We start from the raw sequence: 26,002 nt of genomic DNA on the forward strand, positions 1-26,002 counted from the left end.
GACCACCGGGCGCCCGCACTGGGTTGGCCCGTAGAGCCCGGGTCGGTCGGCACCTGCCCATGGTTGCACACGCGGCTGGGACGTCTCTGAAAGCGCAGGCCCGACGACCCGCCACGCCCGGCGGGCCCGCGCAGCAGCCCGACTAGGCTCAACCGAATGCGCCTTGGTCGAATCGCCAGCCCCGACGGCGTCGCCTTCGTCAGCATCGAGGGTGACCCCGACGACCCCGCCGAAATGACCGTCCGCGAGATCGCCGAGCACCCGTTCGGCACGCCGACCTTCACCGGACGGTCGTGGCCGCTGGCCGACGTCCGGCTGCTGGCGCCGATCCTGGCCAGCAAGGTGGTCTGCGTCGGCAAGAACTACGCCGACCACGTCGCGGAGATGAGCAACATGACCGGCCCCGCGCCGGCGGACCCGGTCATCTTCCTCAAGCCCAGCACGGCGATCATCGGACCGAACGTGCCGATTCGCCTGCCGGCCAACGCATCACCGGTGCACTTCGAGGGCGAGTTGGCGGTGGTGATCGGCCGGGCCTGCAAAGACGTCCCGGCCGCCAAGGCCGCCGCGAACATTCTCGGCTACACCATCGGAAACGACGTCTCGGCGCGCGACCAGCAGCAGGCCGACGGCCAGTGGACCCGGGCCAAGGGGCACGACACCTTCTGCCCGATCGGGCCCTGGATCGTCACCGATCTCAAACCACTGGATCCGGCAGACCTCGAACTGCGCACCGAGGTCAACGGGGAGACCAAGCAGCACAGCCGAACCTCGCTGATGATCCACGACATCGGCGCCATCGTGGAATGGATCTCGGCCGTGATGACTTTGCTGCCCGGCGACGTGATCCTCACCGGGACGCCCGCGGGTGTGGGTCCCATCGAGGACGGCGACACCGTCTCGGTCACCATCGAGGGAATCGGCACGCTGAGCAATCCCGTAGTCCGCAAAGGAAAGTCGTGACCTCCACCACCAACGTCCGCGTCCGGTTCTGCCCTTCGCCCACCGGCACCCCGCACGTCGGGATGGTCCGCACCGCCCTGTTCAACTGGGCCTACGCCCGACACACCGGCGGCACCTTCGTCTTTCGCATCGAGGACACCGACGCCCAGCGCGACACCGAGGAAAGCTATCTGGCGCTGCTCGACGCGCTGCGCTGGCTCGGCCTCGACTGGGACGAGGGGCCCGAGGTGGGCGGCCCCTACGGGCCCTACCGGCAGTCGCAGCGCAAGGACATCTACCGCGACGTGGTGGCCAGGTTGCTCGAAGCGGGTGAGGCCTATTACGCCTTCTCCACGCCGGAGGAGGTCGAGGCGCGGCACATCGCCGCCGGCCGCAACCCCAAGCTCGGGTACGACAATTTCGACCGCCAGCTGACCGACGCGCAGCGCTCGGCGTTCCTGGCCGAAGGCCGTAAGCCCGTGGTGCGCCTGCGGATGCCCGACGAGGACCTGCGCTGGGACGACCTGGTGCGTGGGCCCACCACCTTCGCGGCGGGCAGCGTGCCCGATTTCGCGCTGACCCGCGCCAGCGGAGATCCCTTGTACACCTTGGTCAACCCGTGCGACGACGCGCTGATGAAGATCACCCATGTGCTGCGGGGCGAGGACCTGCTGCCCTCGACGCCCCGTCAGCTCGCGCTCTACCGGGCGCTGATCCGCATCGGCGTCGCCGAGCGGACCCCGGAATTCGCGCACCTGCCAACCGTGTTGGGGGAGGGGACCAAGAAGCTCTCGAAGCGCGACCCGGAGTCGAACCTGTTCACCCACCGGGAGCGGGGTTTCATCCCCGAGGGGCTGCTGAACTACCTGGCGCTGCTCGGCTGGGCGATCGCCGACGACCACGACCTGTTCAGCCTCGAGGAGATGGTCGCCGCGTTCGACGTCGTCGACGTCAACTCCAACCCGGCCCGTTTCGACCAGAAGAAGGCCGACGCGCTGAACGCCGAGCACATCCGGATGCTCGACGCCGACGACTTCACCGCCCGGCTGCGCGACTACTTCGGTGCGCACGGCCGTCGCACCGGGCTGGACCACGCCGGCTTCGCCGCGGCGGCCCGGTTGGTGCAGACCCGCATCGTGGTCCTCGGCGACGCCTGGGATCTGCTGAAGTTTCTCAACGACGACGAATACGCCCTCGACCCCAAGGCCGCCGCCAAGGAGCTCGGCCCGGCCGCCGACGCGGTGCTGGACGCGGCCCTGGCCGCGCTGGACGGGGTGCCGGAGTGGACAGCGACGCACATCGAGGACGCGCTCAAAGGCGCGCTCATCGAGGGGCTGGGGCTCAAACCGCGCAAGGCGTTCGGCCCGATCCGGGTGGCCGCCACCGGTGCGACGGTCAGCCCGCCGCTGTTCGAGTCGCTGGAGCTGCTCGGTCGCGACCGCAGCCTGCTGCGCCTGCGGGGCGCGCGCACCGGATAGGGACGACGGGCGTGCGGAATGCGCCCGAAGTCTTTGGTAGTCTGCTCTGCGGTTCACAAAGGCCGACAACAGCTGGCAACGGCGGTCCCGCGGGGTGGCTTCACTCGCCCGCGATCGCTGCGACCAGCGGTTTCAGGCCGACAGTGGGGTATGGTGTAATTGGCAACACAGCTGATTCTGGTTCAGCCATTCTAGGTTCGAGTCCTGGTACCCCAGCAAAAGATGCGAGCAAAAGATGCCCACCGCAAGCGATTAGGTGGGCTTAGCCGGGTGAGCTATGCTGGCAGCTCGGATCGGTTCTGGCCCCGTCGTCTAGCGGCCTAGGACGCCGCCCTCTCACGGCGGTAGCGTGGGTTCGAATCCCATCGGGGCTACAAAAACCGTTCACCGGTCACTCACCGACCGATCCCAGCACCGCCGGTGCGGTGCAGCCGCCCACCGGCATGTGCGGCAGGCCGAGCTTGCGGTGGTCCCACGAGCGGGCGCGGCGGGGGACGATGCGCACACACACCCGCTTGTTCATCATCTGCTCGACGAACGGCTTCATGTCGTCGGTGTAGGGGCCGGTGTAGCGCTCCCACACGCTGACCCCCACGCGGTGCGAGACCTCGGGATCGTCGACGATCTCCGCCACCCCCTCGAAGGAGACGCCGCGCAGGGTGTCGTAGGTGTGGCCGTCCTCGATCAGGAAGCTGACCCGCGGATCCCGCCCGAGGTTGACCGCTTTCTGCGACTTGGCTTTGGTCTCCAGCCAGATCTCGCCGTCGACGACGGCGTACCACATGGCGGTCAGGTGCGGCTGGCCGTCGGAGCCGATGGTGGCCAGCGTGCCGGTGCGGCTCTTGACGACGAAGTCGGCGATCTCGTCCTCGGACATGACGATGCTCGCGCGCTGATTGGTTCCCATGGGTAGTCAGTCTGGCAGGCGCCCCTGCGTCGTTTGCCCGTAGTCCGCACTCGGCCCGGATTCAGAGCCGGCGGGTCATCGCCTCGGCGGCCGCCAGCAGGTCGGCGGCCCAGCGTACGCCGGGGCGTCGCCCGATCCGGTCGATCGGGCCGGACACCGAAATCGCGGCGACGACGACCCCGCTGCCGTCGCGCACCGGGGCCGACACGCTGGCCACCCCCGGCTCCCGCTCGGCGACGCTCTGCGCCCAGCCGCGCCGGCGCACCTCGGCCAGTGTCCGGTCGGTGAATTTCGCCGTCGGCAGAACGGACTTCTGGGTCGCCGCGTCGCTATGGGCCAGTAGTACTTTGGCCCCCGATCCCGCCGTCATCGGCAACCGCGCCCCGACCGGGACCGTATCGCGAAGGCCGGCAGCCGGTTCCAGGGCGGCCACGCAGACGCGCGAGGTGCCCTCGCGGCGGTACAGCTGGACGCTTTCGCCGGTGGTCTCGCGCAGTTCGGAGAGCACGGCCGCGCCGGCGGCCAGCAGGGGATCGTGCACGCGTGTCGCCAGTTCGCTGACCGCGGGTCCCAGGCACCAGCGCCCGTCGTCGTCGCGTGCCAGAAGGCGGTGCACTTCCAGGGCGGCCGCCAGCCGGTACGCGGTGGCCCGGGGCAGGCCGGTTCGCTCGCAGAGTTCGGCTAACCCGCATGGCGATTCGGCAAGGGTGCGCAGGACGCCCACCGCTTTGTCGAGGACGCCGATGCCGCTATGCTGTCTCACGAAGAGATACTAGCGTCTCGCATGGTGAGATCACCAGTCCGGATCGGGCGGCGGGCGCAGACGAGGCGAATCGAGACGAGGTCGAGATGGGATCGCAGATCAAGGCGGCCGGCGCGGGCGCGCCGCGCACCCTGGCCGAAAAGGTTTGGGACGACCACGTTGTGGTATCCGGTGGCGGTCCCGAACAAGGGGGGGCGCCCGACCTGATCTACATCGACCTGCATCTGGTGCACGAGGTGACCAGCCCCCAGGCCTTCGACGGCCTGCGCCTGGCCGGCCGCCCGTTGCGCCGGCCCGACCTGACGCTGGCCACCGAGGACCACAACGTGCCCACCGTCGACATCGACAAGCCGATCGCCGATCCGGTGTCGCGCACCCAGGTCGAGACGTTGCGGCGCAACTGCGAGGAATTCGGGGTCCGCCTCTATCCGATGGGCGACATCGAGCAGGGCATCGTGCACGTCGTCGGGCCCCAATTGGGGCTGACGCAACCGGGAATGACGGTCGTCTGTGGGGACAGCCACACCTCCACCCACGGCGCGTTCGGGGCGCTGGCCATGGGCATCGGCACCTCGGAGGTCGAGCACGTGCTGGCCACCCAGACGCTGCCGTTGCGGCCGTTCAAGACCATGGCGGTCAATGTGGACGGGGGGGTCGACGGGCGGCTGCCCGAGGGGGTGACCGCAAAAGACGTCATCCTGGCGCTGATCGCCGAGATCGGCACGGGCGGCGGGCAGGGCCACGTCATCGAATACCGCGGCACCGCCATCGAATCGCTGTCGATGGAGGGCCGGATGACGATCTGCAACATGAGCATCGAAGCCGGCGCCCGGGCGGGGATGGTGGCGCCGGACGACACCACCTACGAGTTCCTGCGCGGCCGGCCGCACGCGCCGACCGGTGCGGACTGGGACGCCGCGATGCGGTACTGGCAGCAGCTGCGCACGGACCCCGGCGCCGTCTTCGACACCGAGGTGCATCTCGATGCAACGTCGTTGAGCCCGTTCGTCACCTGGGGGACCAATCCCGGCCAGGGGGTGCCGTTGGGCGCTACCGTCCCGGATCCCGAGCAGATCGCCGACGAGGGCGATCGACGTGCCGCCGAGAAAGCCTTGGTGTACATGGGCCTTCAACCGGGCACTCCCATGCGTGACATCGCCGTCGACGCGGTGTTCGTCGGCTCGTGCACCAACGGCCGCATCGAAGATCTGCGCGCGGTGGCCGACGTGTTGCGTGGCCGCAGGGTTGCCCGGGGGGTTCGGATGCTCGTCGTGCCCGGCTCCATGCGGGTCCGCGCACAGGCCGAAGCCGAAGGGCTGAATGAGATTTTCACCACAGCGGGGGCGGAATGGCGACAGGCCGGCTGCTCGATGTGCCTGGGGATGAACCCGGATCAGCTTGCGCCGGGGGAGCGGTGCGCCGCGACCTCCAACCGCAACTTCGAAGGCCGGCAGGGCAAGGGCGGCCGCACGCATCTGGTTTCGCCGGCCGTGGCCGCGGCCACGGCGGTCCGTGGAACATTGTCCGCGCCAGCGGACCTGAACTGAACGACTGACAAGGGGACGAGCATGGAAGCCTTTCGCACCCATACCGGTATCGGCGTGCCGTTGCGGCGCTCCAACGTCGACACCGACCAAATCATTCCGGCGGTCTTTTTGAAGCGTGTCACCCGAACCGGTTTCGAGGACGGTTTGTTCGCCACGTGGCGCTCGGATCCCTCTTTCGTGCTGAACCTCAGCCCCTTCGACCGGGGCTCAGTCCTGGTCGCCGGACCCGATTTCGGGACGGGCTCGTCTCGCGAGCATGCGGTGTGGGCACTCATGGACTACGGATTCCGGGTCGTCATCTCCTCGCGCTTCGGCGACATTTTCCGGGGCAACGCGGGCAAGGCGGGCCTCCTGGCGGCAGAAGTTTCCCAGGACGGCGTCGAACTGCTCTGGAAGCTCATCGAGCAGAGCCCGGGCCTGGAAATCACTGCCAATCTTCAAGATCGAAATATCACCGCCGGAACGGCGGTGCTGCCGTTCAAGATTGACGATCACACCGCCTGGCGACTGCTCGAGGGGCTCGACGATATAGCCCTTACGCTGCGGAAACTCGGCGAGATCGAGGCGTTCGAGGCCACCCGACCCGAGTGGAAGCCGCGCATTTCGCCCACCCGATGAGGCCGTGCCGGGCGCCGAATTCGGGCCCCGGCGACCGCGGCGGCGGGGCCGATTTCGGGGGTTGCCCACGAGTCAAGGGCGGCAACCGGATTGCGAAATTGACGCTCGGCATGCCCTGAAACTGCGCGTGGCTCTTGGAAATTTGCCCGGTAAAGGTTTACCGTGTGCACTAGTCGGTTCCCAAAAACGAGGACCAACGGCTTCGGAGGGTATGGATGAACAAAGCAGAGCTCATTGACGTGCTCACAGAGAAAATGGGCTCGGACCGTCGGCACGCCACCGCCGCCGTCGAGAATGTCGTCGACACCATCGTGCGTGCGGTGCACAAGGGCGACAGCGTCACCATCACCGGGTTCGGTGTTTTCGAACAGCGTCGGCGCGCGGCGCGGGTCGCCCGCAATCCGCGTACCGGCGAGACGGTGAAGGTGAAGCCCACGTCCGTCCCGGCGTTCCGGCCCGGTGCCCAGTTCAAAGCGGTTGTCTCTGGGGCGCAGCGCCTCCCGGCGGAGGGTCCCGCCGTCAAGCGCGGTGTCGTAGCCGCGGGTGCGGCCAAGAAGGCGGCGGCCAGGAAGACCGCCGCCAAGAAGACCACGGCGACCAAGGCCCCGGCCAAGAAGGCCGCGACCAAGGCCCCGGTGAAGAAGGCGGCGACCAAGGCCCCGGTGAAGAAGGCGGCGGCCAAGGCTCCGGTGAAGAAGGCCGCGACCAAGGCCCCGGTGAAGAAGGCGGCGGCCAAGGCCCCGGTGAAGAAGGCGGCGGCCAAGGCCCCGGTGAAGAAGGCCGCGACCAAGGCCCCGGTGAAGAAGGCGGCGGCCAAGGCCCCGGCCAAGAAGGCCGCGGCAACGTCGCGGCGCGGCCGCAAGTAAGCAGTCCGCAGCAGAAGCCCTTCGGGGGCAGCGATGCCCCCGAAGGGTATTCGCGCGTCAGGCGCGCACGTTGGCGGCCAGTGCGCCGCCGATGTGGTCGGCCCCCGTCAGCCGCCCGGCCGACATCGACAGCACCCAGGTGCTGCCCTTGTTGTTGCGCGCCGTGTCGGGCTTGAGGCCGTCGCGTTTGCACCACCAGGCGATCAGATCGGGAATCACCTTGCCCTGGGTGCAGATGACAGGTGTCCCCGGTTGCGCGGCGATCTGCAGGGCCCGCTCGCGGCCGCGATCCGGGTCCTCGGCGTAGGACTCCTCGGTCAGGGCGGTCTCGTTGTGGATGGGCACGCCGAGTTCGGCCGCAAGCGGTTCCACCGTCTGCCGGCAGCGCACCCGGTCGGCCGCGTACACGTCCGTGGCGCCGAAAGCCGTCAGTTGCGGAACCAGCGCCTCGGCCTGGGCCCTGCCCCGCTTGTCCAGCGGCCGTAGGGCGTCATCGCCGGCGAAACGTGATTTGCTGCCCGCGGTGCCGTGCCGGACCACGAGCACGGTGTGGGTGTCTGCCGGGCCCTTGGCAAAGCGGCGCAACACTTTCCGATCGTGCGGGTAGCTCACCCTGGCCATGGCGGCGGCGACCGGCAGCCAGATCAGCTCGTCGACCTCTTTGCCCGGCGCGAATTCGCCACCGGCACTGCGTGCCGCCCAGTAGTAGACCTTCTTGGTCCCCTGCGGGACGGGGTAGCTCACCGAGGTGAGCCGCCGGCCCAGAACGGCGTGGTGACCGGTTTCCTCGCACACCTCGCGCACCGCGGCCACCGGCGCCGTCTCACCGGGATCGATCTTGCCCTTGGGAAGCGACCAGTCGTCGTAGCGGGGACGGTGGATCACGGCGATCTCGACGTCCGGGCCGGCCGCGCATACCCGCCACAGCACCGCCCCTGCGGCGTAGACGATCCGGCTCCCCGGGCGCCGATCGGCAGGCGGGGTCTGGGACGGCAACTTCGCTCCTGCAGGTCAATTCGGCTGGGCTTGGTCGCCCCCCGGTGTGACCTGGAAAGCTACCACACGGCCTCAGGAGCTCCGGTGCCGCTCCATCAGCGACTCCTGGTGGTCGCGAACCGTGTGGCCGTCGTGCGGCATCGCCGTCCACTGGCCGTCGGTGCACAGCTCCCAGCAGCGCGTGGACGGATCCAGGGCGGACTCGAACAGGTCGTTCAGCTGCGGGGTGAGCTTGGGGTCCTTGACCTGAGCCAGCACCTCGACGCGCCGGTCGAGGTTGCGGTGCATCATGTCGGCGCTGCCGATCCAGAACTCGTTGATGTTGCGGAAATGGATGATCCGCGAATGCTCGAGGAAGCGGCCGAGGATCGAACGGACGACGATGTTCTCGGAGAAGCCTTCCGCGCCGGGGCGCAGGGCGCAGATGCCGCGTACCACTATCTCGACCCGCACCCCGGCCTGCGACGCGCGGTAGAGCGCATCGATGACCTGTTCGTCGACGAGTGCGTTCATCTTCATCCGGATCCGCCCGCCACCACGCTCCTGGTGAGCGGCGATCTCGCGGTCGACGCGTTCGATGATGCCGGTGCGAATTCCGTGGGGAGCCACCAAAAGGTTGCGGTAGGACAACTTACGCGAATAGCCGGTCAGCGAGTTGAACAGGTCGGTCAGGTCCGCGCCGAGGTCGGGGGCCGCCGTCAGCAGCCCGATGTCCTCGTACAACCGCGCCGTCTTGCTGTTGTAGTTGCCCGTCCCGATGTGGCAGTAGCGCCGGATCGCCGAACCCTCGCGCCGCACCACCAGGCAGGTCTTGCAGTGCGTCTTGAGCCCGAGCAGCCCGTAGACCACGTGCACCCCCGCCTGCTCGAGTTCGCGGGCCCACCGGATGTTGGCCTGTTCGTCGAAGCGCGCCTTGAGCTCGACCAGGGCCACCGCCTGCTTTCCCGCCTCGGCGGCCTCGACCAGCGCCCGGACGATGGGCGAATCGCCCGACGTGCGGTACAGCGTCTGCTTGATCGCCAGCACGTTGGGGTCGGCGGCGGCCTGCTCGATGAAGCGCTGCACGCTGGTCGAGAACGAGTCGTAGGGGTGGTGCACCAGCACGTCGCCTTCGCGCAGCGTCGAGAAGATGCTCTTGGGCGTTTCCCGGTCGGCGAAGGCGGGATGCGTATCCGGAACGAACGCCGCGTCTTTGAGCCCCGGGCGGTCCAGCCCGTAGATCTGCCACAACGACGACAGGTCGAGCAGGCCGGGCACCTCGATGACGTCACCGGGGTGCACGTCGAGTTCGCGCAGCAGCAACTCGAGCATGCTCTCGGTCATGTCGTCGGCGATCTCCAGGCGTACCGGCGGACCGAAGCGCCTGCGCGCCAATTCCCGCTCCATCGCCTGCAACAGGTCTTCGTCGCGGTCTTCCTCGACCTCCATGTCGGCGTTGCGGGTGATGCGGAAGGCGTGCTGCTCGACGATCTCCATGCCCGGGAAGAGATCGGGAAGGAAGACCGCGATGAGTTCCTCCATCGGCAGGTAACGCACGACTTCCGGCCCGTCGATGCCCACGTCGCGGCTGTCGAGTTCGACGAAGCGATCGACGTTGTTGGGCACCTTCACCCGGGCGAAGTGCCGGGTGCCGTCTTCGGGTTGCCGCACGCTGACCGCGAGGTTCAGGCTCAGCCCGCTGACGAACGGGAACGGGTGGGCGGGATCGACGGCCAGCGGCGTCAGGACGGGGAAGACCTGCTCGGTGAAATAGGCCGACAGCCGTTCGCGTTCGGCCTGATCCAGATCGGCCCACGTGACGATGTGGATGCCTTCTTCGGCGAGCGCCGGTCGGACCGAATCGAGAAACACCCGCGCGTGCTGACTGGCGATCTTCTGGGTCTGCTCGCCGATGACGGCCAGTTGCTCGCGCGGGGTCAGGCCGTCGGCCGAGCGGACCGACAGCCCCATCTCGTCGCGGCGCTTGAGGCCGGCGACGCGCACCATGTAGAACTCGTCGAGGTTGGAGGCGAAGATCGCCAGGAATTTGGCCCGCTCCAGCAACGGCAGCGAGCTGTCGGCGGCCAGCGCGAGAACCCGCGCGTTGAAGTCCAGCCAGCTGAGTTCCCGGTTGAGGTAACGGTCTTCCGGCAGGTCGGTGCCCGCCGCCGGAGTCGTCGCGGGGGGTGCCGCCACCGCGGGGTCGCCCGCATGCCATACGCTCTCGTCGGGACGGGGTTCAGCCTCGGTATCGGTCACGAAGTGATCATTGCTCATCACCCCCGTATGCTGCTAGCGCCCGACATACATCCAATCGCCGTTGGCCCGAAGTTCACCGAGCGGACGGATCCGCCGGGCGGCGGGCATCACTGCTGGGCGACGGCCCGGGCGGTCGCCGCCCCGACACCGAGGCGCCGTGCGGCCGTCAGGTCGGCCGGCGTGTCCACGTCGCAACGTAGACCGGGCCACGCGCCCGTCAACTCGATCGCGCCCGAACGGCGATGCCGCGCCGAGGAATCCGGGCCGAACCGGGGGTCGAGCGGGGTTCCGAACGCGCACAGCGCGGAGGTTCCCGTGGCCAGCCGGTCGGCGACGAAGCTGCGGCGGTACTGGCGCGCGGCGGCGATCGCCTCGGCCAGTTCCCGAGCTTGCAGTGCGGGCAAATCTCCTTGCAGCACAACGATATTGGCGAACCTCTCGGACACCGACCGTTCGGCCGCGGCGATCGCGTTGTTCAGCGGGTCGCCGTGGCCGTCGGGGGTCGGGTCGGCCAGCACGCCGGCGCCGAGCCCGGCCGCCGCGGCCGCGGCGACCTCGTCGGGCGTGATGACGGTGATCGAACCCAGCGCCGGCACCGCGGCCGCGGCGGTCAGGGTGTCCACGAGCATGGCCAGCACCACCTTCTCGCGGGCCTGCGCCGACAACACGGGGGCCAACCTGGTCTTGGCGGCGGCCAGTCGCTTGACCGCGATGATCAACGCGACGTCGCCCCCGCCGTCGCCCCCGGTGCCGGTCATGAGGTCATCCTGCCAGGGCGCAGACTCCGGCGGTCCCGCCCGGCACCCTGGCCCGGCTACTGTGAAGCGCCGGGTGATGGTTTGGTGTCGCGACGACAGACAGGGGTGCCCATGGCCGGTACCGGGGGTGACGGCGGCGTCGCGGTGATGGGCGCCGGCGCGTGGGGCACGGCGCTGGCCAAGGTCCTCGTCGACGCCGGGGGGCCGGGGGCGGCGGTCAGGCTGTGGGCCCGGCGCGCCGAAGTGGCCGAGCAGATCAACGCGACCCGGTGCAACCGGGACTACCTGCCCGGTGCGTTGCTTCCGCCGGGCGTCCTCGCCACCGCCGACGCGGCCGAGGCGCTGGCGGGCGCATCGACGGTGCTGCTGGGTGTTCCGGCCCAGACGATGCGCGCCAACCTCGAGAAGTGGGCGCCCCTGGTGGCCGACGGCGCCACCCTGGTCAGCCTGGCCAAGGGCATCGAGCTGGGCACCCTGATGCGGATGAGCCAGGTCATCGTCTCGGTGACCGGCGTGGACTCGGCCCAGGTCGCGGTGATCTCCGGTCCGAACCTGGCCGGTGAGATCGCCGCGAGCCAGCCCGCGGCCACGGTGGTGGCGTGCAGCGACTCCGGCCGTGCGGTGGCCCTGCAGCGGATGCTCAACAGCGGGTACGTGCGCCCCTACACCAACAGCGACGTGGTCGGCACCGAGATCGGTGGCGCCTGCAAGAACGTCATCGCGCTCGCGTGCGGGATGGCGGCCGGCGTCGGGCTGGGCGAGAACACCGCGGCCGCGATCGTCACCCGGGGCCTGGCGGAGATCATGCGCCTGGGGATAGCGCTCGGCGCCAAGGGCGCGACGCTGGCCGGGCTGGCCGGGGTCGGCGACCTGGTGGCCACGTGCACGTCGCCGTATTCGCGCAACCGCTCGTTCGGCGAACGCCTGGGCCGGGGCGCGACCGTGCAGTCGGCGTTGCGGGCCGGCGAGGGGGACACCGTGGTCGAGGGGGTGACGTCGTGCGAATCGGTGCTGGCGCTGGCGTCCAGCTACGACGTCGAGATGCCGCTCACCGACGCCGTGCACCGGGTCTGTCACAAGGGGCTGTCGGTGGACGCCGCGGTGGCCCTGCTGCTGGGCCGCAGCACCAAGCCCGAGTGAGGGCGACCCGCGAGCCGCCCAGCCGGTAGCCTCTCCATATTGTGGATGCCTCTGACCGGCCGGTGGCCCCGCCACCCGGTGGCCGCGTGCGCGTTGCCGTCGTCTTCGGTGGCCGCAGCAACGAGCACGCCATCTCCTGCGTGTCCGCGGGCAGCATCCTGCGCAATCTGGACCGGCGGCGCTTCGACGTGGTCGCGATCGGCATCACCCCGGAAGGCTCCTGGGTGCTCACCGACGGCGACCCGGACGCGCTGGCGATCACCGACCGGCGGCTGCCGGAGGTGACCACCGAATCGGGCACCGAGCTCTCCCTGCCGGCCGATCCGCGGCGCAGCGGCCAGCTGGTGTCGCTGCCCGCGAGCACCGGCGAGGTCCTGGCGTCGGTCATCGGCGAGGTCGACGTCTTGTTCCCGGTGCTGCACGGCCCCTACGGCGAGGACGGCACCATCCAGGGCCTGCTCGAACTCGCCGGTGTGCCCTACGTCGGAGCCGGGGTGCTGGCCAGCGCGGCCGGCATGGACAAGGAGTTCACGAAGAAGCTGCTGAGCGCCGAGGGACTGCCCGTCGGGGCGCACGTCGTGCTGCGCCCGTCGCGCTCGACCCTGCGGCCCGAGGAACGCGAGCGGCTCGGCCTGCCGGTCTTCGTCAAGCCCGCCCGGGGCGGGTCCTCGATCGGTGTCAGCCGCGTCTCGAGCTGGGACGAGCTGCCCGCCGCCGTCGCCATCGCCCGCCGGCACGACCCGAAGGTGATCGTCGAGGCGGCGGTCAACGGCCGCGAGCTGGAGTGCGGCGTGCTCGAGATGCCGGACGGCACCGTGCGGGCCAGCACGCTGGGGGAGATCCGGGTGGCCGGCGTGCGGGGCCGCGAGGACGGGTTCTACGACTTCGCGACCAAATATCTCGACGACGCGGCCGAATTGGACGTGCCCGCCAAGGTCGACGACGACATCGCCGACACCGTGCGCGAATTGGCGATCCGGGCGTTTCGGGCCATCGACTGCCAGGGCCTGGCCCGCGTCGACTTCTTCCTGACCGACGACGGCCCGGTGATCAACGAGATCAACACCATGCCGGGGTTCACCACGATCTCGATGTTCCCGCGGATGTGGGCGGCCGGCGGTGTGGACTACCCGACCCTGCTGGCGACCATGATCGACACGGCCCTGGCCCGCGGGACGGGCCTGCGCTGATCATTCGGGGCGGGCGGGGTCGATCGGCACCGCCGCGACGGTCCGGTCGATCACCTCGGAGAGCTCCTGGATGGGCGTCGGCCCCGAGTCCGGCGGCAGCGTCAGCGCGACGTACACCGGCCGGTCGACCGTGTACCACGTGAAGGCCGCCGCGTCAGTCGTTGCGGGACCGGCGGATTGCGCCGGGGCGGCCGTCTCGAACCACTGCACGCGGTCGACGACCTGGATCGGCGACCCCACCATGAAGCCGGCGGGCCGGTCCAGCCCGCAGCGCAGCACCACGGGTTCGCCCCGGGGGTCGGCGCGCCAGGCGGCCGCGCCGTGGGGTGCCGGCTGGGCCAGCGGTGCGCGCCGGTAGTCGCCGAGCCGTTGCGGCAGCGCGCGGTCCAGCGCCCGGCACGCCGGGTCGTCGGCATGCGGCGCGGGCATCGCCGGAAGCGACACCGGTCGCGGAGGGCCCTCCCGGTTCGCGGCGACGGCCAGCACCACCCCGATCGCCACGACGGCCAGGGCCACCGCGGCGACGATCACCGCGCGCGGCGGCCCCGAGTCGCCGGAACCGGTGGCCGGGTCGGTCGTCAACGCCCCGTGCCTCCTTCTCGTACACTGGCGCGGTCCGCTCGCGCGGGCAGGTACCGAACTTACCGCAGGTCGCAGGAGGTGTGGTGGGCGACGACACGGCCGGCACCGCCCCGACCCTGCGGCAGCTCGGCGAGTTCGCCGTGATCGACCGGATGGTGCGGGGGCGCCGGCAGCCCGGCGCGGTGCTGCTCGGCCCCGGCGACGACGCGGCGATGGTGTCCGCCGGCGACGGCCGGGTGCTGGCGTCCACCGACATGCTGGTGCAGGACCGGCACTTCCGGCTGGACTGGTCGACGCCCCACGACGTCGGACGCAAGGCGATCGCGCAGAACGCCGCCGACGTCGAGGCGATGGGCGCGCGGGCGACGGCGTTCCTCGTCGGCTTCGGGGCGCCCGGCGACACGGCGGCGGCCGACGCCGACGCGCTGGTCGACGGGATGTGGGAGGAGGCGGCACGGGTCGGCGCCGGAATCGTCGGCGGTGACCTCGTCAGCTGCCCGCAATGGGTGCTGTCGGTGACGGTGCTGGGGGACCTGGACGGCCGCGCGCCGGTGCTGCGGTCCGGCGCCAAACCCGGTTCGGCGCTGGCCGTCGCGGGCGACCTCGGTCGTTCAGCCGCCGGATATGCGTTGTGGCACAACGACATCGACGGGTTCGAAGACCTGCGCCGCCGGCACCTGGTGCCCCGGCCGCCCTACGGCGCCGGAGCCGCGGCCGCGGCCGCCGGAGCGCAGGCGATGATCGACGTCTCCGACGGGCTCGTCGCCGACCTCGGGCACGTCGCCGAGGCGTCCGGGGTGGGCCTCGACGTGTCCACCGCGGCGCTCGCCGCCGACCGCGACCCGCTGGGTGAGGCCGCCGCCGCCGCGGGCGCCGACGCGTGGTCGTGGGTGCTCGGCGGCGGCGAAGACCACGCGCTGGCGGCCTGTTTCGCCGGCCCGGTGCCGCCCGGGTGGCGCGTCATCGGGCGGGTGCTCGACGGCCCGCCCCGGGTGCTCGTCGACGGCGCGCCGTGGGGCGGGTACGCGGGCTGGCAGTCGTTCCAGGATTAGCCGGGCGACGTGAGTAGGGTGGCGCGGTGACCGTCTACGCGATGACGAGGTGGCGGCGGTGACCGCGCGGCCGATGCACGAGCTCGTCGAGCCGGGCTGGGCGCAGGCCCTCGAGCCGGTGGCCGACCAGGTGGCGGCAATGGGGCAATTTCTGCGGGCCGAGGTCGCCGCGGGCCGCCGGTACCTACCCGCGGGACCGAACGTGTTGCGCGCCTTCACCTTTCCTTTCGAGAGCGTGCGCGTCCTCATCGTGGGGCAGGACCCGTATCCGACCCCGGGGCACGCGGTGGGGCTGAGCTTCTCGGCGGCCCCGGAGGTGCGCCCGCTGCCCCGCAGCCTGGCCAACATCTTCGACGAGTACACCGCCGACCTGGGCCATCCGCAGCCCTCGTGCGGCGATCTGACGCCGTGGGCGCAGCGCGGCGTGCTGCTGCTCAACAGGGTGCTCACCGTGCGCCCGGGCAATCCGGCGTCGCATCGGGGCAAGGGGTGGGAAGTGGTGACCGAGTGCGCGATCCGCGCCCTGGTCGAACGCCCGCGGCCGCTCGTGGCGATCTTGTGGGGCCGCGACGCCTCGACGCTGAAACCCATGCTGGCCGCCGGCGACTGCGTGGCGATCGAGTCGCCACACCCCTCGCCGCTGTCGGCGTCGCGCGGGTTCTTCGGCTCGCGCCCGTTCAGCCGCGCCAACGATCTGCTGAAGGAGCTGGGCGCCGATCCGGTCGACTGGCGGTTGCCCTGAGCGCGACGATGACGGCGCTTCGGGCACACCGCCGCGGATGGCCCGGGGCGGGGAGCCTTCGAGAGCGGAAGCCAGCCTGGACGAACACGTCACGTTCCTCGACAAATCAACGCGCCCGGAGCCGATGTAGGGCGTCCGCGGCGAGTTCGGGGCGGGGTCAGCCCCGGACGACCTTGCCGGCCTTGATGCAGGACGCGCACACGTTGAGCCGTTGCTTGTTGCCGCCGGGACGGGTGACGACGTGCACGGTCTGAACATTGGGGTCCCACCGGCGGCTGGTGCGGCGGTGGGAGTGCGACACCGACTTGCCGAAGCCGGGGCCCTTCCCGCAGATATCGCACACAGCGGCCATGTCAAAGCTCCTCAAATCATCGGGGGTCCGGCAAGCCGGCCGGGATAGCGCAACAGAGGTATCCCTGGAAAACCGGGTCAGCCCAGGATACCGACTGTGGTGGGCAACCACCAAAACGACCGGCGCCGACGGCAATCTTACGAGGCGCGGTGTCGGCGCCGGTGGTTAGGCTCGATTTGGCCGCTCGCCCGTGCCCGCGGGGTGGTGGCTCGCGGGCCGGTCGTGCGCGTCGTCGCCAGGCTACGCTGGCGCGCACCGGAGGCCGGCGCGGGAGGAGGTGGGTCGCTGTGAGCGCTTCGGAAGGCACGCTCGAGGGCAGGCCGGATCGTCCGCTGGACGCGTCGGCCCTGCGGGACTGGGCGCACACCGCCGTCGGCGACCTGATCGTCCACATCGACGAGATCAACCGGCTCAACGTGTACCCCGTCGCCGATTCCGACACCGGCGCGAACATGCTGTTCACGATGCGTTCCGCGCTCGCCGAGGCGAACGCGGCGGCCGGCGGGTCGGGCTGTGTCGCCCGGGTCGCGGCCGCGCTGTCGGCCGGTGCGCTGAACGGCGCCCGCGGCAATTCCGGGGTGATCCTGTCCCAGATCCTGCGTGGTGTCGCCGACGTCGCCGCGGCCCGCGCCGCCGATTCCGGGGGTGAACTGCCCGAGCTGGACGCCGCCGTCCTCGGGGCGGCGTTGCACCGCGCCGTCGACCTGGTCATCGCCTCGATGGGCGGCCAGGAGGTGCCCGGGACCATCGTCTCGGTGTTGCGGTCCGCCGCCGACGCCGTCGCGGCGTGCGCCGAGGAGGGCCTGGCCGCGGCGCTGACCGCCGCGGGCGACGCGGCGGTGGTCGCGCTGGAGAAGACGACGGAGCAACTCGACGTGCTGGCCGACGCCGGTGCCGTCGACGCCGGGGGCCGGGGCCTGCTGGTGCTGCTGGACGCGCTGCGGTCGACGGTCACCGGGCAGACGTCCGCCCGCGAGGTGTACGAGCTGTCGCCGCGCGCGCCGCAGCCCGACGCCCCCGCCGAACGGCCGTCCCCGCAGTTCGAGGTGATGTACCGGCTGGACGGTTGCGCCGCCGCCGGCGCGGACGTGCTGCGGGACCGGCTCGGGGAGCTGGGCGACTCCGTGGCGATCGCGGCCGCGCCGTCGACGGAGGGTGGCTATTCGGTGCACGTACACACCGACGACGCCGGCGCCGCGATCGAGGCGGGGCTGGCCGCCGGGCGGCCCAGCCGGATCGTGGTGTCCGCCCTGAGCTCGGGGGCCGCGGGATTGCCGGCGGGCAGCTGGACGCGGGAACGGGCGGTGTTGGCCGTCGTCGACGGCGACGGGGCGGCCGAGCTGTTCGGCGGTGAGGGCGCCTGCGTGCTGCGTTCGGACCCCGACGGCACCGAGCCGCCCGGCCACATCAGCGCCCACCAGCTGATGCGGGCCGTGGTGGACACCGGCGCCGCGCAGGTGATGGTGCTGCCCAACGGATTCGTGGCCGTCGAGGAACTGGTAGCCGGCTGCACCGCGGCCATCGGCTGGGGCATCGACGTGGTGCCGATACCGACCGGGTCGATGGTGCAGGGGCTGGCCGCGCTGGCCGTGCACGAAACCGGCAGGCAGGCCGTCGACGACGGCTACACGATGGCGCGGGCCGCCGGCGCGGCCCGCCACGGTTCGGTGCGCATCGCGACAGAGAGCGCGCTGACGTGGGCGGGCCGCTGCAAGCCGGGTGACGGGCTGGGCATCGCGGGCGACGAGGTGCTGATCGTGGCCGACGACGTGGCCCAGGCCGCGATCGGACTGCTCGACCTGCTGCTGGCCTCGGGCGGCGACCTGGTGACGCTGCTGGTCGGCGCCGGCCTGGAACCGGACCACGCGACGGCCGGCGAGGATTGCGCGGGCGTCGGCGACGTGCTGCAGCGACACGTGCACGACCACCACCCGGGCACCGAGCTGGTCACCTACCGCACGGGCCATCGCGGCGACGTGCTGCTGATCGGGGTCGAGTAGCCGTGGCGTCACTCGGCGAACCGCTGACCTTCGTCCTTGGCGCCAAGGCCGCCGACCCGCTCGAAGAGGCCTTCGGCATCCGCACCGTCAACGACCTGCTGCGCCACTATCCGCGCAGCTACACCGAGGGCGCGACCCGCTGGGGCGCCGACGGGGACGGTCAGCAACGCCCGGAGGCCGGTGAGCACATCACGATCGTCGACACGATCGCCGAGGCCGAGTCGTTCCCGATGCGCAAGACCCCGAAGAAGAAGTGTCTGCGCATCACGCTCGGCTCCGGCCGCAACAAGGTGACCGCGACGTTCTTCAACGCGAACTACCTGATGAAGGACCTCACCAAGGGCACCAAGGTGATGCTGTCGGGGGAGGTCGGGTTCTACAAGAACGTCATGCAGCTCACGCACCCGGCGTTTCTCATCCTCGACGCACCGGACGGCAAGAACCGCGGCACGAACTCGCTGAAGAACATCGCCATCGCCTCGCAGGCCACCGCCGGCGAGGTGCAGATGTCGGCGTTCGAGCGGGCCTTCTTCCCGATCTACCCGGCAACCACCAAGGTGCAGAGCTGGGACATCTTCCGCTGCGTGAGTCAGGTGCTCGACGTCCTCGACCCGGTCGACGACCCGCTGCCGGCGGCGCTGCTCGCCGAGTACGGCCTGGTCTCGCAGGACCGCGCGCTGCGCGACATCCACCTGGCCGAGAGCGAGCCGGAGCGCCGGCGGGCGCGCGAACGCCTGACCTTCGACGAGGCCGTCGGCCTGCAGTGGGGGTTGCTCGGCCGCCGGCACGGCAAGCTGTCCGAATCGGGGCCACCGGCGCCGGTGCGGGACGCTGGCTTGGCATCAGAACTGTTGCGGCGGTTGCCATTCGATCTGACTGCGGGTCAGCGCGACGTGCTCGACGTGATCGCGCGGGAGCTGTCGGCCACCCGGCCGATGAATCGGCTGCTGCAGGGCGAGGTGGGCTCGGGAAAGACGATCGTCGCCGTGCTGGCGATGCTGCAGCTGGTCGACGCCGGCTACCAGTGCGCGCTGCTGGCGCCGACGGAAGTCCTTGCCGCCCAACATCTCCGATCGATCCGCGACGTCCTGGGTCCGTTGGGCATGGCGGGCCAGCTGGGTGGTATGGATGACGCCACCAGGGTGGCGTTGCTGAGCGGATCGATGACGGCGGCCCAGAAGAAGCACGTCCGCGCCGAAGTCGCGTCCGGCGAGGCCGGGATCGTCATCGGCACCCACGCGCTGCTGCAGGACGCGGTGGAGTTCCACAACCTGGGCATGGTGGTGGTCGACGAGCAGCACCGGTTCGGAGTCGAGCAGCGAGACCAGTTGCGCGCCAAGGCCGCTCCCGGGATCACGCCGCACCTTCTGGTGATGACGGCCACGCCGATCCCGCGGACCGTCGCGCTGACCGTCTACGGCGACCTGGAAACCTCGACGCTGCGCGAACTTCCGCGGGGACGCCGGCCGATCACCACCAACGCGATCTTCGTCAAGGACAAGCCCGCGTGGCTGGAGCGCGCCTGGCAGCGCATCGGCGAGGAGGTCGCCGCGGGGCGCCAGGCCTACGTGGTGGCGCCGCGGATCGACGAGAGTGACGGCAAAGAGGAGCAGGACGCCCGCCCGTCGGCGACCGCCGAGGGGCTGTTCGCGCGGTTGCGTTCCCATGAGCTGGCCGGCCTGCGGCTGGGCCTGATGCACGGACGGCTGCCGGCCGACGAGAAGGACGCCGTGATGGCGGCCTTCCGTGCGCGCGAGATCGACGTCCTGGTGTGCACCACCGTCATCGAGGTGGGCGTCGACGTGCCCAACGCCACCGTGATGCTGGTGATGGACGCCGACCGGTTCGGGATCAGCCAGCTGCACCAGTTGCGGGGGCGCATCGGCCGCGGCGAGCACCCCAGCCTGTGCCTGCTGGCCAGCTGGGTGCCGCCGGGATCGCGGGCCGGCCAGCGGCTCACCGCCGTCGCGGGCACCCTGGACGGCTTCGTCCTCGCCGACCTCGACCTCAAGGAGCGTCGGGAGGGAGATGTGTTGGGCCGCAACCAGTCCGGGCGCGCGATCAATCTGCGCCTGCTTTCCCTGGCCGAGCACCGCGAGGTCATCGAGGCGGCGCGCGAGTTCTGTGCCCGGTCCTACGAGCAGGACCCCGGGGACGCCGGACTGGAATTGCTGGCGGCCTCGTTCACCGACACCGACCGCATCGAATACCTGGACAAGTCATGAGGGGCGCCAACCACAAGATGCTGTTGTGGTTGTCGGCGATCGCGGTGCTCGCCCTGGTGGTCGCCTACCAGACGCTGGACTCGAAGGCGGCCGAGCGCGCCGAGGTGGCCGCGCGCGCCGACGTGCCCACCGTGGCGCCCGGCACCGACGTGCTCGCCGGCATCGCGGTGCTGCCGCGGCGGCTGCACCGCTACGACTACCGCAGGGCGGCGTTCGGCGACGCGTGGGACGACGACAACGACGCCCCGCTCGGGCACAACGGGTGCGACACCCGCGACGACATCCTCAACCGCGACCTCGTCGACAAGACCTACGTGTCGATCAAGCGATGCCCGGACGCGGTGGCCACCGGAACCCTGCACGACCCGTACACCGACAAGACCGTCGCGTTCCAGCGCGGCGCGCACACCGGTGAATCGGTGCAGATCGACCACATCGTCCCGCTGGCCTACGCGTGGGACATGGGGGCCTACGCCTGGCCGCCCGGCGAGCGGTTGCGCTTCGCCAACGACCCGGCCAACCTGCTGGCCGTCGACGGGCAGGCCAACCAGGACAAGGGCGACTCCCCGCCGGCGCGCTGGATGCCGCCGAACACCGCGTTCGACTGCCAGTACGCCATGCAGTTCATCGCCGTGCTGCGCGGCTACCGGCTACCGGTCGACGAACCTTCCGCCGGCGTCCTGCGGCAGGCCGCGGCCACCTGCCCGGCGGGCTGAGGCAGGGGCGCCTCGGGTCAGGAGCCCGTGCCGTCGAAGGTGTCCGGGTCCGGGCGCAGCCGGGTGCCGTCGTGCAGGCCGTTGATCGCGTCCATGTGCGAGGAGGCCAGTTCGAAGTCGAAGACGTCGAAGTCGCCCGCGATGTGCTCGGCCCGGGCCGAGCGGAACACCACGGCGTTACCCAGCTGCAGGTTCCACCGCAGCAGCACCTGCGCGGGCGTCTTGCCGTACTCGCCGGCGATCGAGGTCACCGTCGGGTTGTCCATCAGCTTGCCCAGCGCCAGCGGCGTGTAGGACTGCGTCACCACGTTGTGCTGCGCGTTCACCTTGCGCAGCTCGTCCTGGTTGAGCAGCGGATGCAGCTCGATCTGGTTGATGGCCGGGGTGACGAAACACAGGTCGATGACGGTCGACAGGTGGTCCTCGGTGAAGTTGCAGACACCGATGGAGCGGGCGTGGCCCTCGCCGCGGCACTGGATCAGGCCGCCGAAGGAGTCCACGTATTTGCCCACCGACGGGGCCGGCCAGTGAACCAGGTAGAGGTCCACGTAGTCCAGGCCGAGTCGCTCCAAGCTGGCGGTGCAGGCGTGCTGGGAGCTGCTGAAACCCTGGTCGGCGGTGGCCAGCTTGGTGGTGACGAAAAGCTCCGCGCGCGGAATGCCGGAGGCCGCGATCGCGCGGCCCACGCCGGCCTCGTTGCCGTAGGCGGCGGCGGTGTCGATCAACCGGCAGCCGATCTCCAGCGCCGACGACACCGCGCGTTCGGCGTCGTCGTCCGACAGCTCCGCGACGCCCAGGCCGAGAACCGGCATGGTGTTCTCGTCGTTGAGAGCTATCGAGGGTACGGCGGCGCCCGAGTCGCCAGTCACGTCATTCACCTACCTGTGAAATTGAAGGTTCGTGGGTCCGGCCCAAGCCGCGTTCCATCCTCGAGCGAAGAGATCCGCGCCATCTGGTCGGCGCTGAGTTCGAAATCGAACACGTCGAAGTTACTCGCTATCCGTGAGGGGTTCACCGACTTGGGGATCACGATATTACCCAGCTGGATGTGCCAGCGAATCAACACCTGCGCCGCGGTTCGTCCACAACTTTCCGCGACCGCCACCACCGTCGGGTTCCTCAGCAATTCTCCCTGGCCCAGGGGCGCCCACGCCTCCGTCGCGATGCCGCGCTGCGCGTGCGCCTCCCGCAGCTCGCGCTGGGGGAACCGGGGATGCAGCTCGATCTGGTTGACCGCCGGGACGATGCCGGTGGCGTCGATGAGGACCGTGAGGTGCTCGGGTTCGAAGTTGCTGACCCCGATCGAGCGGATCCGGCCCTGGTCGCGCAGGTGGGCGAACGCCTTGAAGGTGTCCACGAACGTGTTCTGCGCGGGCAGCGGCCAGTGGATCAGGTAAAGGTCGAGATAGTCGAGCCCCAGCCGGTCCATGCTGGCGTCGAACGCGGCCAGCGTGCTGTCGTAACCCTGGTCGGCGTTCCACAGTTTGGTCACCACGTAAAGTTGGTCGCGCGGCACGCCGGACCCGGCAACCGCCCGCCCGGTTTCCCGTTCGTTGCGGTAGGCCGCGGCGGTGTCGATGTGCCGGTAACCGGCCCGCAGCGCGGCGCTGACCGCCTGCTCGGCCTCCGCCGGCGGGACCTTGAACACCCCGAGCCCGACGACGGGGATCGCATTACCGTCGTTGAGCGTGACGCAGTTCTTCTCGAGGGAGCGGCCCATGTCTAAGAGTGTGCCAGGCGCGCAGGAGCTCCAGTCCGGAGCGAGGCGCGTGTCGATGCGCCTGCCCGCTCGGCTGCAGGGCGCGGTCACCACCGTCGGCGTCAAGCTCATCCCGTGGATACCGGACCCGGCCAAGCGGGTGCTGTTCGGCGGTCGTTCGGTCATCATCGACGGCAACACGCTGGACCCCACGCTGCAGCTCATGCTGTCGGGTCTGCGCGCAGTCGGCGTCGACGGCCTGGTCGTGGACGACGATCCGGCGGCATCCCGGGCCCAGATGCACGAGATGACCGTCGGGTTTCCCGGGCCGCAGATCCACGTCGAGGTCGAAGACCTCTCGCTGCCCGGGCCGGCCGGTGCGATTCCGGCGCGGCACTACCGCCCGGCGGCCGGCGGCCCCGCACCTCTGCTGGTCTTCTACCACGGCGGGGGCTGGGTGCTCGGCGACCTGGACACCCACGACATGCTGTGCCGGTTGACCTGCCGCGACGCGGGCATCCACGTGTTGTCCGTGGACTACCGGCTGGCGCCCGAGCACGCCGCCCCGGCGGCGATCGAGGACGCCTATGCGGCCTTCGTGTGGGCCCACCAGCACGCCGCCGAACTCGGTGCGACGCCCGGGCGCGTCGCGGTGGGCGGGGACAGCGCGGGCGGCAACCTGGCCGCGGTGGTGTGCCAGCTGGCCCGCGGCGACGCCGGGCCCACCCCGGTGCTGCAATGGCTGATCTACCCGCGGACCGACTTCACCGCGCGGACCCGGTCGCTGAGCCTGTTCGCCCGCGGGTTCTTGCTCACCAAGCGCGACATGGACTGGTTCCACGCCCAGTACCTGAGGGATTCCGGCGTCGACCCGGCGGATCCGCGGGTGTCGCCGCTGCTGGCCGAGTCGCTGTCCGGTCTGGCGCCGGCGCTGATCGCGGTCGCGGGTTTCGACCCGTTGCGCGACGAGGGGGAGAGCTACGCGGCGGCGCTGCGGGCGGCTGGCACCCCGGTGGACCTGCGGTCGATGGGTTCGCTGACCCACGGCTTCGCCAACCTGTTCCCGCTGGGAGGCGGTAGCGCGGCCGCGACCAGCGAATTGGTTTCGGCGCTGCGCGCTCACCTGAGCCGCGCGTGAGGCGCCCGGTAGTCTAGAGGCGCCGTCGCCCGACCGTGGTCGGGACAACACACAGCGAAAGACCCACGCACCGAAAGATCAGGGAACCCGTGGCCGACAACCCCAAACGTCCCCCTCGATTCGACATGTCTTCCGGCGGCGGCAAATCCGGCCGCCTCATCCAGATCGGCGGCACCGCGGTCGTGGTGATCTTCGCGGTCGCCCTCGTCGCCTACATCGTCACGTCGCATCACAAAAAGGACGGCAACGCCGGTTCGGGCGACACGGTGCGGGTGACGTCGAGCAAGTTGGTCACCCAGCCCGGCACCGGCAATCCCAAGGCGACGGTCACGTTCTACGAGGACTTTCTGTGCCCGGCCTGTGGCAACTTCGAGCGCACCTTCGGGCCGACGGTGTCCAAGTTGATCGACATCGGGGCCATCGAGGCCGACTACTCCATGGTGTCGATCCTGGACAGCCCGCGGAACCAGGACTACTCGTCGCGGGCCGGCGCGGCGGCCCTGTGCGTCGCCGACGAGTCCATCAGCGCGTTCCGCCGTTTCCACGCCGCGCTGTTCAGCAGCGACATCCAGCCCAGCGAACGCGGCAGCAGCTTTCCCGACAACGCCAGGTTGATCGAGATCGCCCGGGAATCCGGCGTGGTGGGCAAGGTGCCGGAGTGCATCAACAGCGGCAAGTACCTGTCCAAGGTGACCGGCGAGGCGGCGGCCGCGCACATCAACGCGACCCCGACCATCAAGATCAACGGCGACGACTACGACCCGTCGACACCCGACGCGCTGGTCGCCAAGATCAAGACCATCGTCGGCGACGTGCCGGGCATCGACACCGCGGTCACGCCTGCGGCTTCGTGACGGCCCCGGTGGCAGCCGAACCCGTCGCACCGGTGGGCGCGGATTCGCTTCCGCGGGAGCGTGTTCCGGCACCCAGTGCGTGGTGGATGCTGCTGGGCGGTGCGATCGGGTTGGTGGCCTCACTGACCCTGACGGTGGAGAAGATCCACCTGCTGGGCAATTCGTCGTACGTGCCCTCGTGCAACCTCAACCCGGTCCTGGCGTGCGGATCGGTGATGGTCACGCCGGAGGCGTCGATCATGGGGGTGCCCAACACGCTGCTCGGAATCGTGGGTTTCACCGTGGTCATCGTCACCGGTGTCCTGGCGTTGGCGAAAGTAGCATTGCCGCAATGGTATTGGACCGGTCTGACGGTGGGGATCCTGGGCGGCGTGGCGTTCGTGCACTGGTTGATCTTCCAGAGCCTGTATCGCATCGGGGCGTTGTGCCCGTACTGCATGGTGGTCTGGGTGGTGACCGTCTCGCTGCTGGTCGTGTTGGCATCGGTCGCGGTTCGCCCGGAGCTCGGGCAGGCGGGGGCCGCGACGCGGCTGCTCCACCACTGGCGCTGGTCGCTCGCCGTGCTCTGGTTGACCGCCGTGTTCCTGCTCATCATGGTCCGGTTCTGGGACTATTGGTCGACGCTGCTGTAGGTGCCCGGTGACCCGGATCATCGGAGGTGTCGTCGGGGGGCGGCGCATCGCCGTGCCCCCGCGGGGAACCCGGCCGACCACCGACCGGGTGCGCGAATCGCTGTTCAACATCCTGGCCGCGCGACGGGACCTGACCGGCCTGGCCGTGCTGGACCTCTACGCCGGTTCGGGGGCGCTCGGGCTCGAGGCGCTGTCGCGCGGTGCGGGTTCCGCGCTGTTCGTGGAGTCCGATCAGCGCGCCGCCGCCGTCCTCGCGCGCAACATCGACACCCTCGGCCTGCCCGGCGCGACGCTGCGCCGGGGGCCGGTGGCGGCGGTCCTGGCGAGCGGGCCGGCGGCTCCGGTCGACCTGGTGCTGGCCGACCCCCCGTATGACGTCGACGCCGCGGAGGTCGAGGCCGTGCTGACCGCTTTGTTCGACCACGGTTGGGTGCACGAGGGAACCGTCGTCGTGGTAGAGCGCGCGGCGAACGGCGCGCCGCTGACCTGGCCGGCCGGCTGGCGGCCGTGGCCGCCGCGCGGCTACGGCGACACCCGACTGGAGATGGCCGAGGTGGGCTGAGGCGG

25 protein-coding genes and 2 tRNA genes are annotated in these 26,002 nt (G+C 70.4%); 18 read left to right on the forward strand and 9 right to left on the reverse strand.

Annotated elements, in window-relative coordinates; all coding sequences use genetic code 11:
• The first annotated feature begins 156 nt into the window (after positions 1-156).
• From ACJ512_RS08815 to ACJ512_RS08830, 4 genes are all read left to right on the forward strand, one after another.
• Entirely contained in the window at positions 157-963 is an 807-nt protein-coding gene (locus ACJ512_RS08815; RefSeq protein WP_407685653.1) for a fumarylacetoacetate hydrolase family protein, read from the forward strand.
• On the forward strand, positions 960-2,420 hold the full coding sequence (gene gltX / locus ACJ512_RS08820) for a glutamate--tRNA ligase (RefSeq protein ID WP_407685654.1): 1,461 nt from the start codon (positions 960-962) through the stop codon (positions 2,418-2,420). Before ACJ512_RS08815 ends, gltX begins: the two co-directional genes overlap by 4 nt.
• A gap of 144 nt (positions 2,421-2,564) precedes the next feature.
• Positions 2,565-2,636: transfer RNA gene (locus ACJ512_RS08825), tRNA-Gln, on the forward strand.
• A gap of 85 nt (positions 2,637-2,721) precedes the next feature.
• Positions 2,722-2,794 (forward strand) — tRNA-Glu (locus ACJ512_RS08830).
• A gap of 17 nt (positions 2,795-2,811) precedes the next feature.
• On the opposite strand, the gene ACJ512_RS08835 is transcribed toward ACJ512_RS08830, so the two are convergent.
• Positions 2,812-3,327: a pyridoxamine 5'-phosphate oxidase family protein gene (locus tag ACJ512_RS08835; protein ID WP_407685655.1), complete on the reverse strand. Its 516-nt coding sequence runs from the start codon at positions 3,325-3,327 to the stop codon at positions 2,812-2,814.
• 61 nt (positions 3,328-3,388) lie between these two features.
• Positions 3,389-4,090: an IclR family transcriptional regulator gene (locus tag ACJ512_RS08840; RefSeq protein WP_407685656.1), complete on the reverse strand. Its 702-nt coding sequence runs from the start codon at positions 4,088-4,090 to the stop codon at positions 3,389-3,391.
• An 86-nt stretch (positions 4,091-4,176) separates the two neighbouring features.
• Between ACJ512_RS08840 and leuC the strand changes: the two genes are divergently transcribed.
• The 3 genes from leuC (at position 4,177) to ACJ512_RS08855 (ending at position 7,121) form a co-directional block, all read left to right on the forward strand.
• Positions 4,177-5,637: a 3-isopropylmalate dehydratase large subunit gene (leuC, locus tag ACJ512_RS08845; protein WP_407685657.1), complete on the forward strand. Its 1,461-nt coding sequence runs from the start codon at positions 4,177-4,179 to the stop codon at positions 5,635-5,637.
• 21 nt (positions 5,638-5,658) lie between these two features.
• Positions 5,659-6,255 carry a 3-isopropylmalate dehydratase small subunit gene (gene leuD, locus ACJ512_RS08850; RefSeq protein ID WP_407685658.1) on the forward strand — a complete coding sequence of 199 codons (597 nt, stop codon included), beginning with the start codon at positions 5,659-5,661 and terminating at the stop codon, positions 6,253-6,255.
• Positions 6,256-6,470: 215 nt separating this feature from the next.
• Positions 6,471-7,121, forward strand: coding sequence for an HU family DNA-binding protein (locus tag ACJ512_RS08855; RefSeq protein ID WP_407685659.1), 651 nt, complete (start codon positions 6,471-6,473; stop codon positions 7,119-7,121).
• Between the two features lie 57 nt (positions 7,122-7,178).
• Here the strand turns inward: ACJ512_RS08855 and mutT1 are convergent, their stop codons facing one another.
• The 3 genes from mutT1 to cofC form a co-directional block, all read right to left on the reverse strand.
• A complete protein-coding gene (gene mutT1 / locus ACJ512_RS08860; RefSeq protein WP_407685660.1) occupies positions 7,179-8,117 on the reverse strand; it encodes an 8-oxo-(d)GTP phosphatase MutT1 in 939 nt (312 codons plus the stop codon).
• Positions 8,118-8,189: 72 nt separating this feature from the next.
• Positions 8,190-10,376 carry an RNA degradosome polyphosphate kinase gene (locus ACJ512_RS08865; RefSeq protein ID WP_407685661.1) on the reverse strand — a complete coding sequence of 729 codons (2,187 nt, stop codon included), beginning with the start codon at positions 10,374-10,376 and terminating at the stop codon, positions 8,190-8,192.
• A gap of 86 nt (positions 10,377-10,462) precedes the next feature.
• Positions 10,463-11,113: a 2-phospho-L-lactate guanylyltransferase gene (gene cofC / locus ACJ512_RS08870; RefSeq protein WP_407685662.1), complete on the reverse strand. Its 651-nt coding sequence runs from the start codon at positions 11,111-11,113 to the stop codon at positions 10,463-10,465.
• Between the two features lie 111 nt (positions 11,114-11,224).
• On the opposite strand from cofC, the gene ACJ512_RS08875 reads away from it, so the two are divergent.
• Both ACJ512_RS08875 and ACJ512_RS08880 read left to right on the forward strand, forming a co-directional pair.
• Positions 11,225-12,253 (forward strand): NAD(P)H-dependent glycerol-3-phosphate dehydrogenase, encoded by a 1,029-nt coding sequence (locus tag ACJ512_RS08875; protein WP_407685663.1) that lies wholly within the window; start codon positions 11,225-11,227, stop codon positions 12,251-12,253.
• Between the two features lie 62 nt (positions 12,254-12,315).
• A complete protein-coding gene (locus tag ACJ512_RS08880) occupies positions 12,316-13,443 on the forward strand; it encodes a D-alanine--D-alanine ligase family protein (RefSeq protein ID WP_407685680.1) in 1,128 nt (375 codons plus the stop codon).
• Here ACJ512_RS08880 and ACJ512_RS08885 read toward each other — a convergent pair whose 3' ends face one another.
• Positions 13,444-14,025: a DUF3515 domain-containing protein gene (locus ACJ512_RS08885; RefSeq protein ID WP_407685664.1), complete on the reverse strand. Its 582-nt coding sequence runs from the start codon at positions 14,023-14,025 to the stop codon at positions 13,444-13,446.
• Between the two features lie 152 nt (positions 14,026-14,177).
• Here ACJ512_RS08885 and ACJ512_RS08890 point away from each other — a divergent pair, with 152 nt between their 5' ends.
• Both ACJ512_RS08890 and ACJ512_RS08895 read left to right on the forward strand, forming a co-directional pair.
• On the forward strand, positions 14,178-15,077 hold the full coding sequence (locus ACJ512_RS08890; RefSeq protein WP_461480106.1) for a thiamine-phosphate kinase: 900 nt from the start codon (positions 14,178-14,180) through the stop codon (positions 15,075-15,077).
• Between the two features lie 58 nt (positions 15,078-15,135).
• Positions 15,136-15,819 (forward strand): uracil-DNA glycosylase, encoded by a 684-nt coding sequence (locus ACJ512_RS08895; RefSeq protein WP_407685666.1) that lies wholly within the window; start codon positions 15,136-15,138, stop codon positions 15,817-15,819.
• A gap of 157 nt (positions 15,820-15,976) precedes the next feature.
• Here the strand turns inward: ACJ512_RS08895 and rpmB are convergent, their stop codons facing one another.
• On the reverse strand, positions 15,977-16,171 hold the full coding sequence (rpmB, locus tag ACJ512_RS08900; protein WP_407685667.1) for a 50S ribosomal protein L28: 195 nt from the start codon (positions 16,169-16,171) through the stop codon (positions 15,977-15,979).
• A 332-nt stretch (positions 16,172-16,503) separates the two neighbouring features.
• Between rpmB and ACJ512_RS08905 the strand changes: the two genes are divergently transcribed.
• From ACJ512_RS08905 to ACJ512_RS08915, 3 genes are read left to right on the forward strand one after another with little or no spacing between them, the layout of a single operon-like run.
• Entirely contained in the window at positions 16,504-18,171 is a 1,668-nt protein-coding gene (locus ACJ512_RS08905) for a DAK2 domain-containing protein (RefSeq protein ID WP_407685681.1), read from the forward strand.
• Positions 18,172-18,173: 2 nt separating this feature from the next.
• Complete coding sequence (gene recG, locus ACJ512_RS08910; RefSeq protein ID WP_407685668.1) at positions 18,174-20,396, forward strand: ATP-dependent DNA helicase RecG; 2,223 nt, start codon at positions 18,174-18,176, stop codon at positions 20,394-20,396.
• Complete coding sequence (locus ACJ512_RS08915; protein WP_407685669.1) at positions 20,393-21,112, forward strand: HNH endonuclease family protein; 720 nt, start codon at positions 20,393-20,395, stop codon at positions 21,110-21,112. The genes recG and ACJ512_RS08915 overlap by 4 nt, the downstream gene beginning before the upstream one ends.
• 17 nt (positions 21,113-21,129) lie before the next feature.
• Here the strand turns inward: ACJ512_RS08915 and ACJ512_RS08920 are convergent, their stop codons facing one another.
• Together ACJ512_RS08920 and ACJ512_RS08925 are read right to left on the reverse strand one after the other, a co-directional pair.
• Positions 21,130-21,981, reverse strand: a complete 852-nt coding sequence (locus ACJ512_RS08920) for an aldo/keto reductase (RefSeq protein WP_407685670.1) — start codon at positions 21,979-21,981, stop codon at positions 21,130-21,132.
• Positions 21,982-21,986: 5 nt separating this feature from the next.
• Positions 21,987-22,832, reverse strand: a complete 846-nt coding sequence (locus ACJ512_RS08925) for an aldo/keto reductase (RefSeq protein WP_407685671.1) — start codon at positions 22,830-22,832, stop codon at positions 21,987-21,989.
• Between ACJ512_RS08925 and ACJ512_RS08930 the strand changes: the two genes are divergently transcribed.
• The 4 genes from ACJ512_RS08930 to rsmD all read left to right on the forward strand — a co-directional run bounded on the left by ACJ512_RS08930 (position 22,831) and on the right by rsmD (position 25,997).
• A complete protein-coding gene (locus ACJ512_RS08930) occupies positions 22,831-23,949 on the forward strand; it encodes an alpha/beta hydrolase (RefSeq protein ID WP_407685672.1) in 1,119 nt (372 codons plus the stop codon). The genes ACJ512_RS08925 and ACJ512_RS08930 overlap by 2 nt on opposite strands.
• An 89-nt stretch (positions 23,950-24,038) precedes the next feature.
• On the forward strand, positions 24,039-24,803 hold the full coding sequence (locus ACJ512_RS08935; RefSeq protein WP_407685673.1) for a DsbA family protein: 765 nt from the start codon (positions 24,039-24,041) through the stop codon (positions 24,801-24,803).
• A complete protein-coding gene (locus ACJ512_RS08940) occupies positions 24,800-25,435 on the forward strand; it encodes a vitamin K epoxide reductase family protein (protein ID WP_407685674.1) in 636 nt (211 codons plus the stop codon). The genes ACJ512_RS08935 and ACJ512_RS08940 overlap by 4 nt, the downstream gene beginning before the upstream one ends.
• Before the next feature lie 7 nt (positions 25,436-25,442).
• On the forward strand, positions 25,443-25,997 hold the full coding sequence (gene rsmD, locus ACJ512_RS08945) for a 16S rRNA (guanine(966)-N(2))-methyltransferase RsmD (RefSeq protein WP_407685675.1): 555 nt from the start codon (positions 25,443-25,445) through the stop codon (positions 25,995-25,997).
• Positions 25,998-26,002 lie beyond the last annotated feature (5 nt).

It is taken from the genome of Mycobacterium cajalii (assembly GCF_045809005.2).
Taxonomy (GTDB): Bacteria; Actinomycetota; Actinomycetes; order Mycobacteriales; family Mycobacteriaceae; genus Mycobacterium.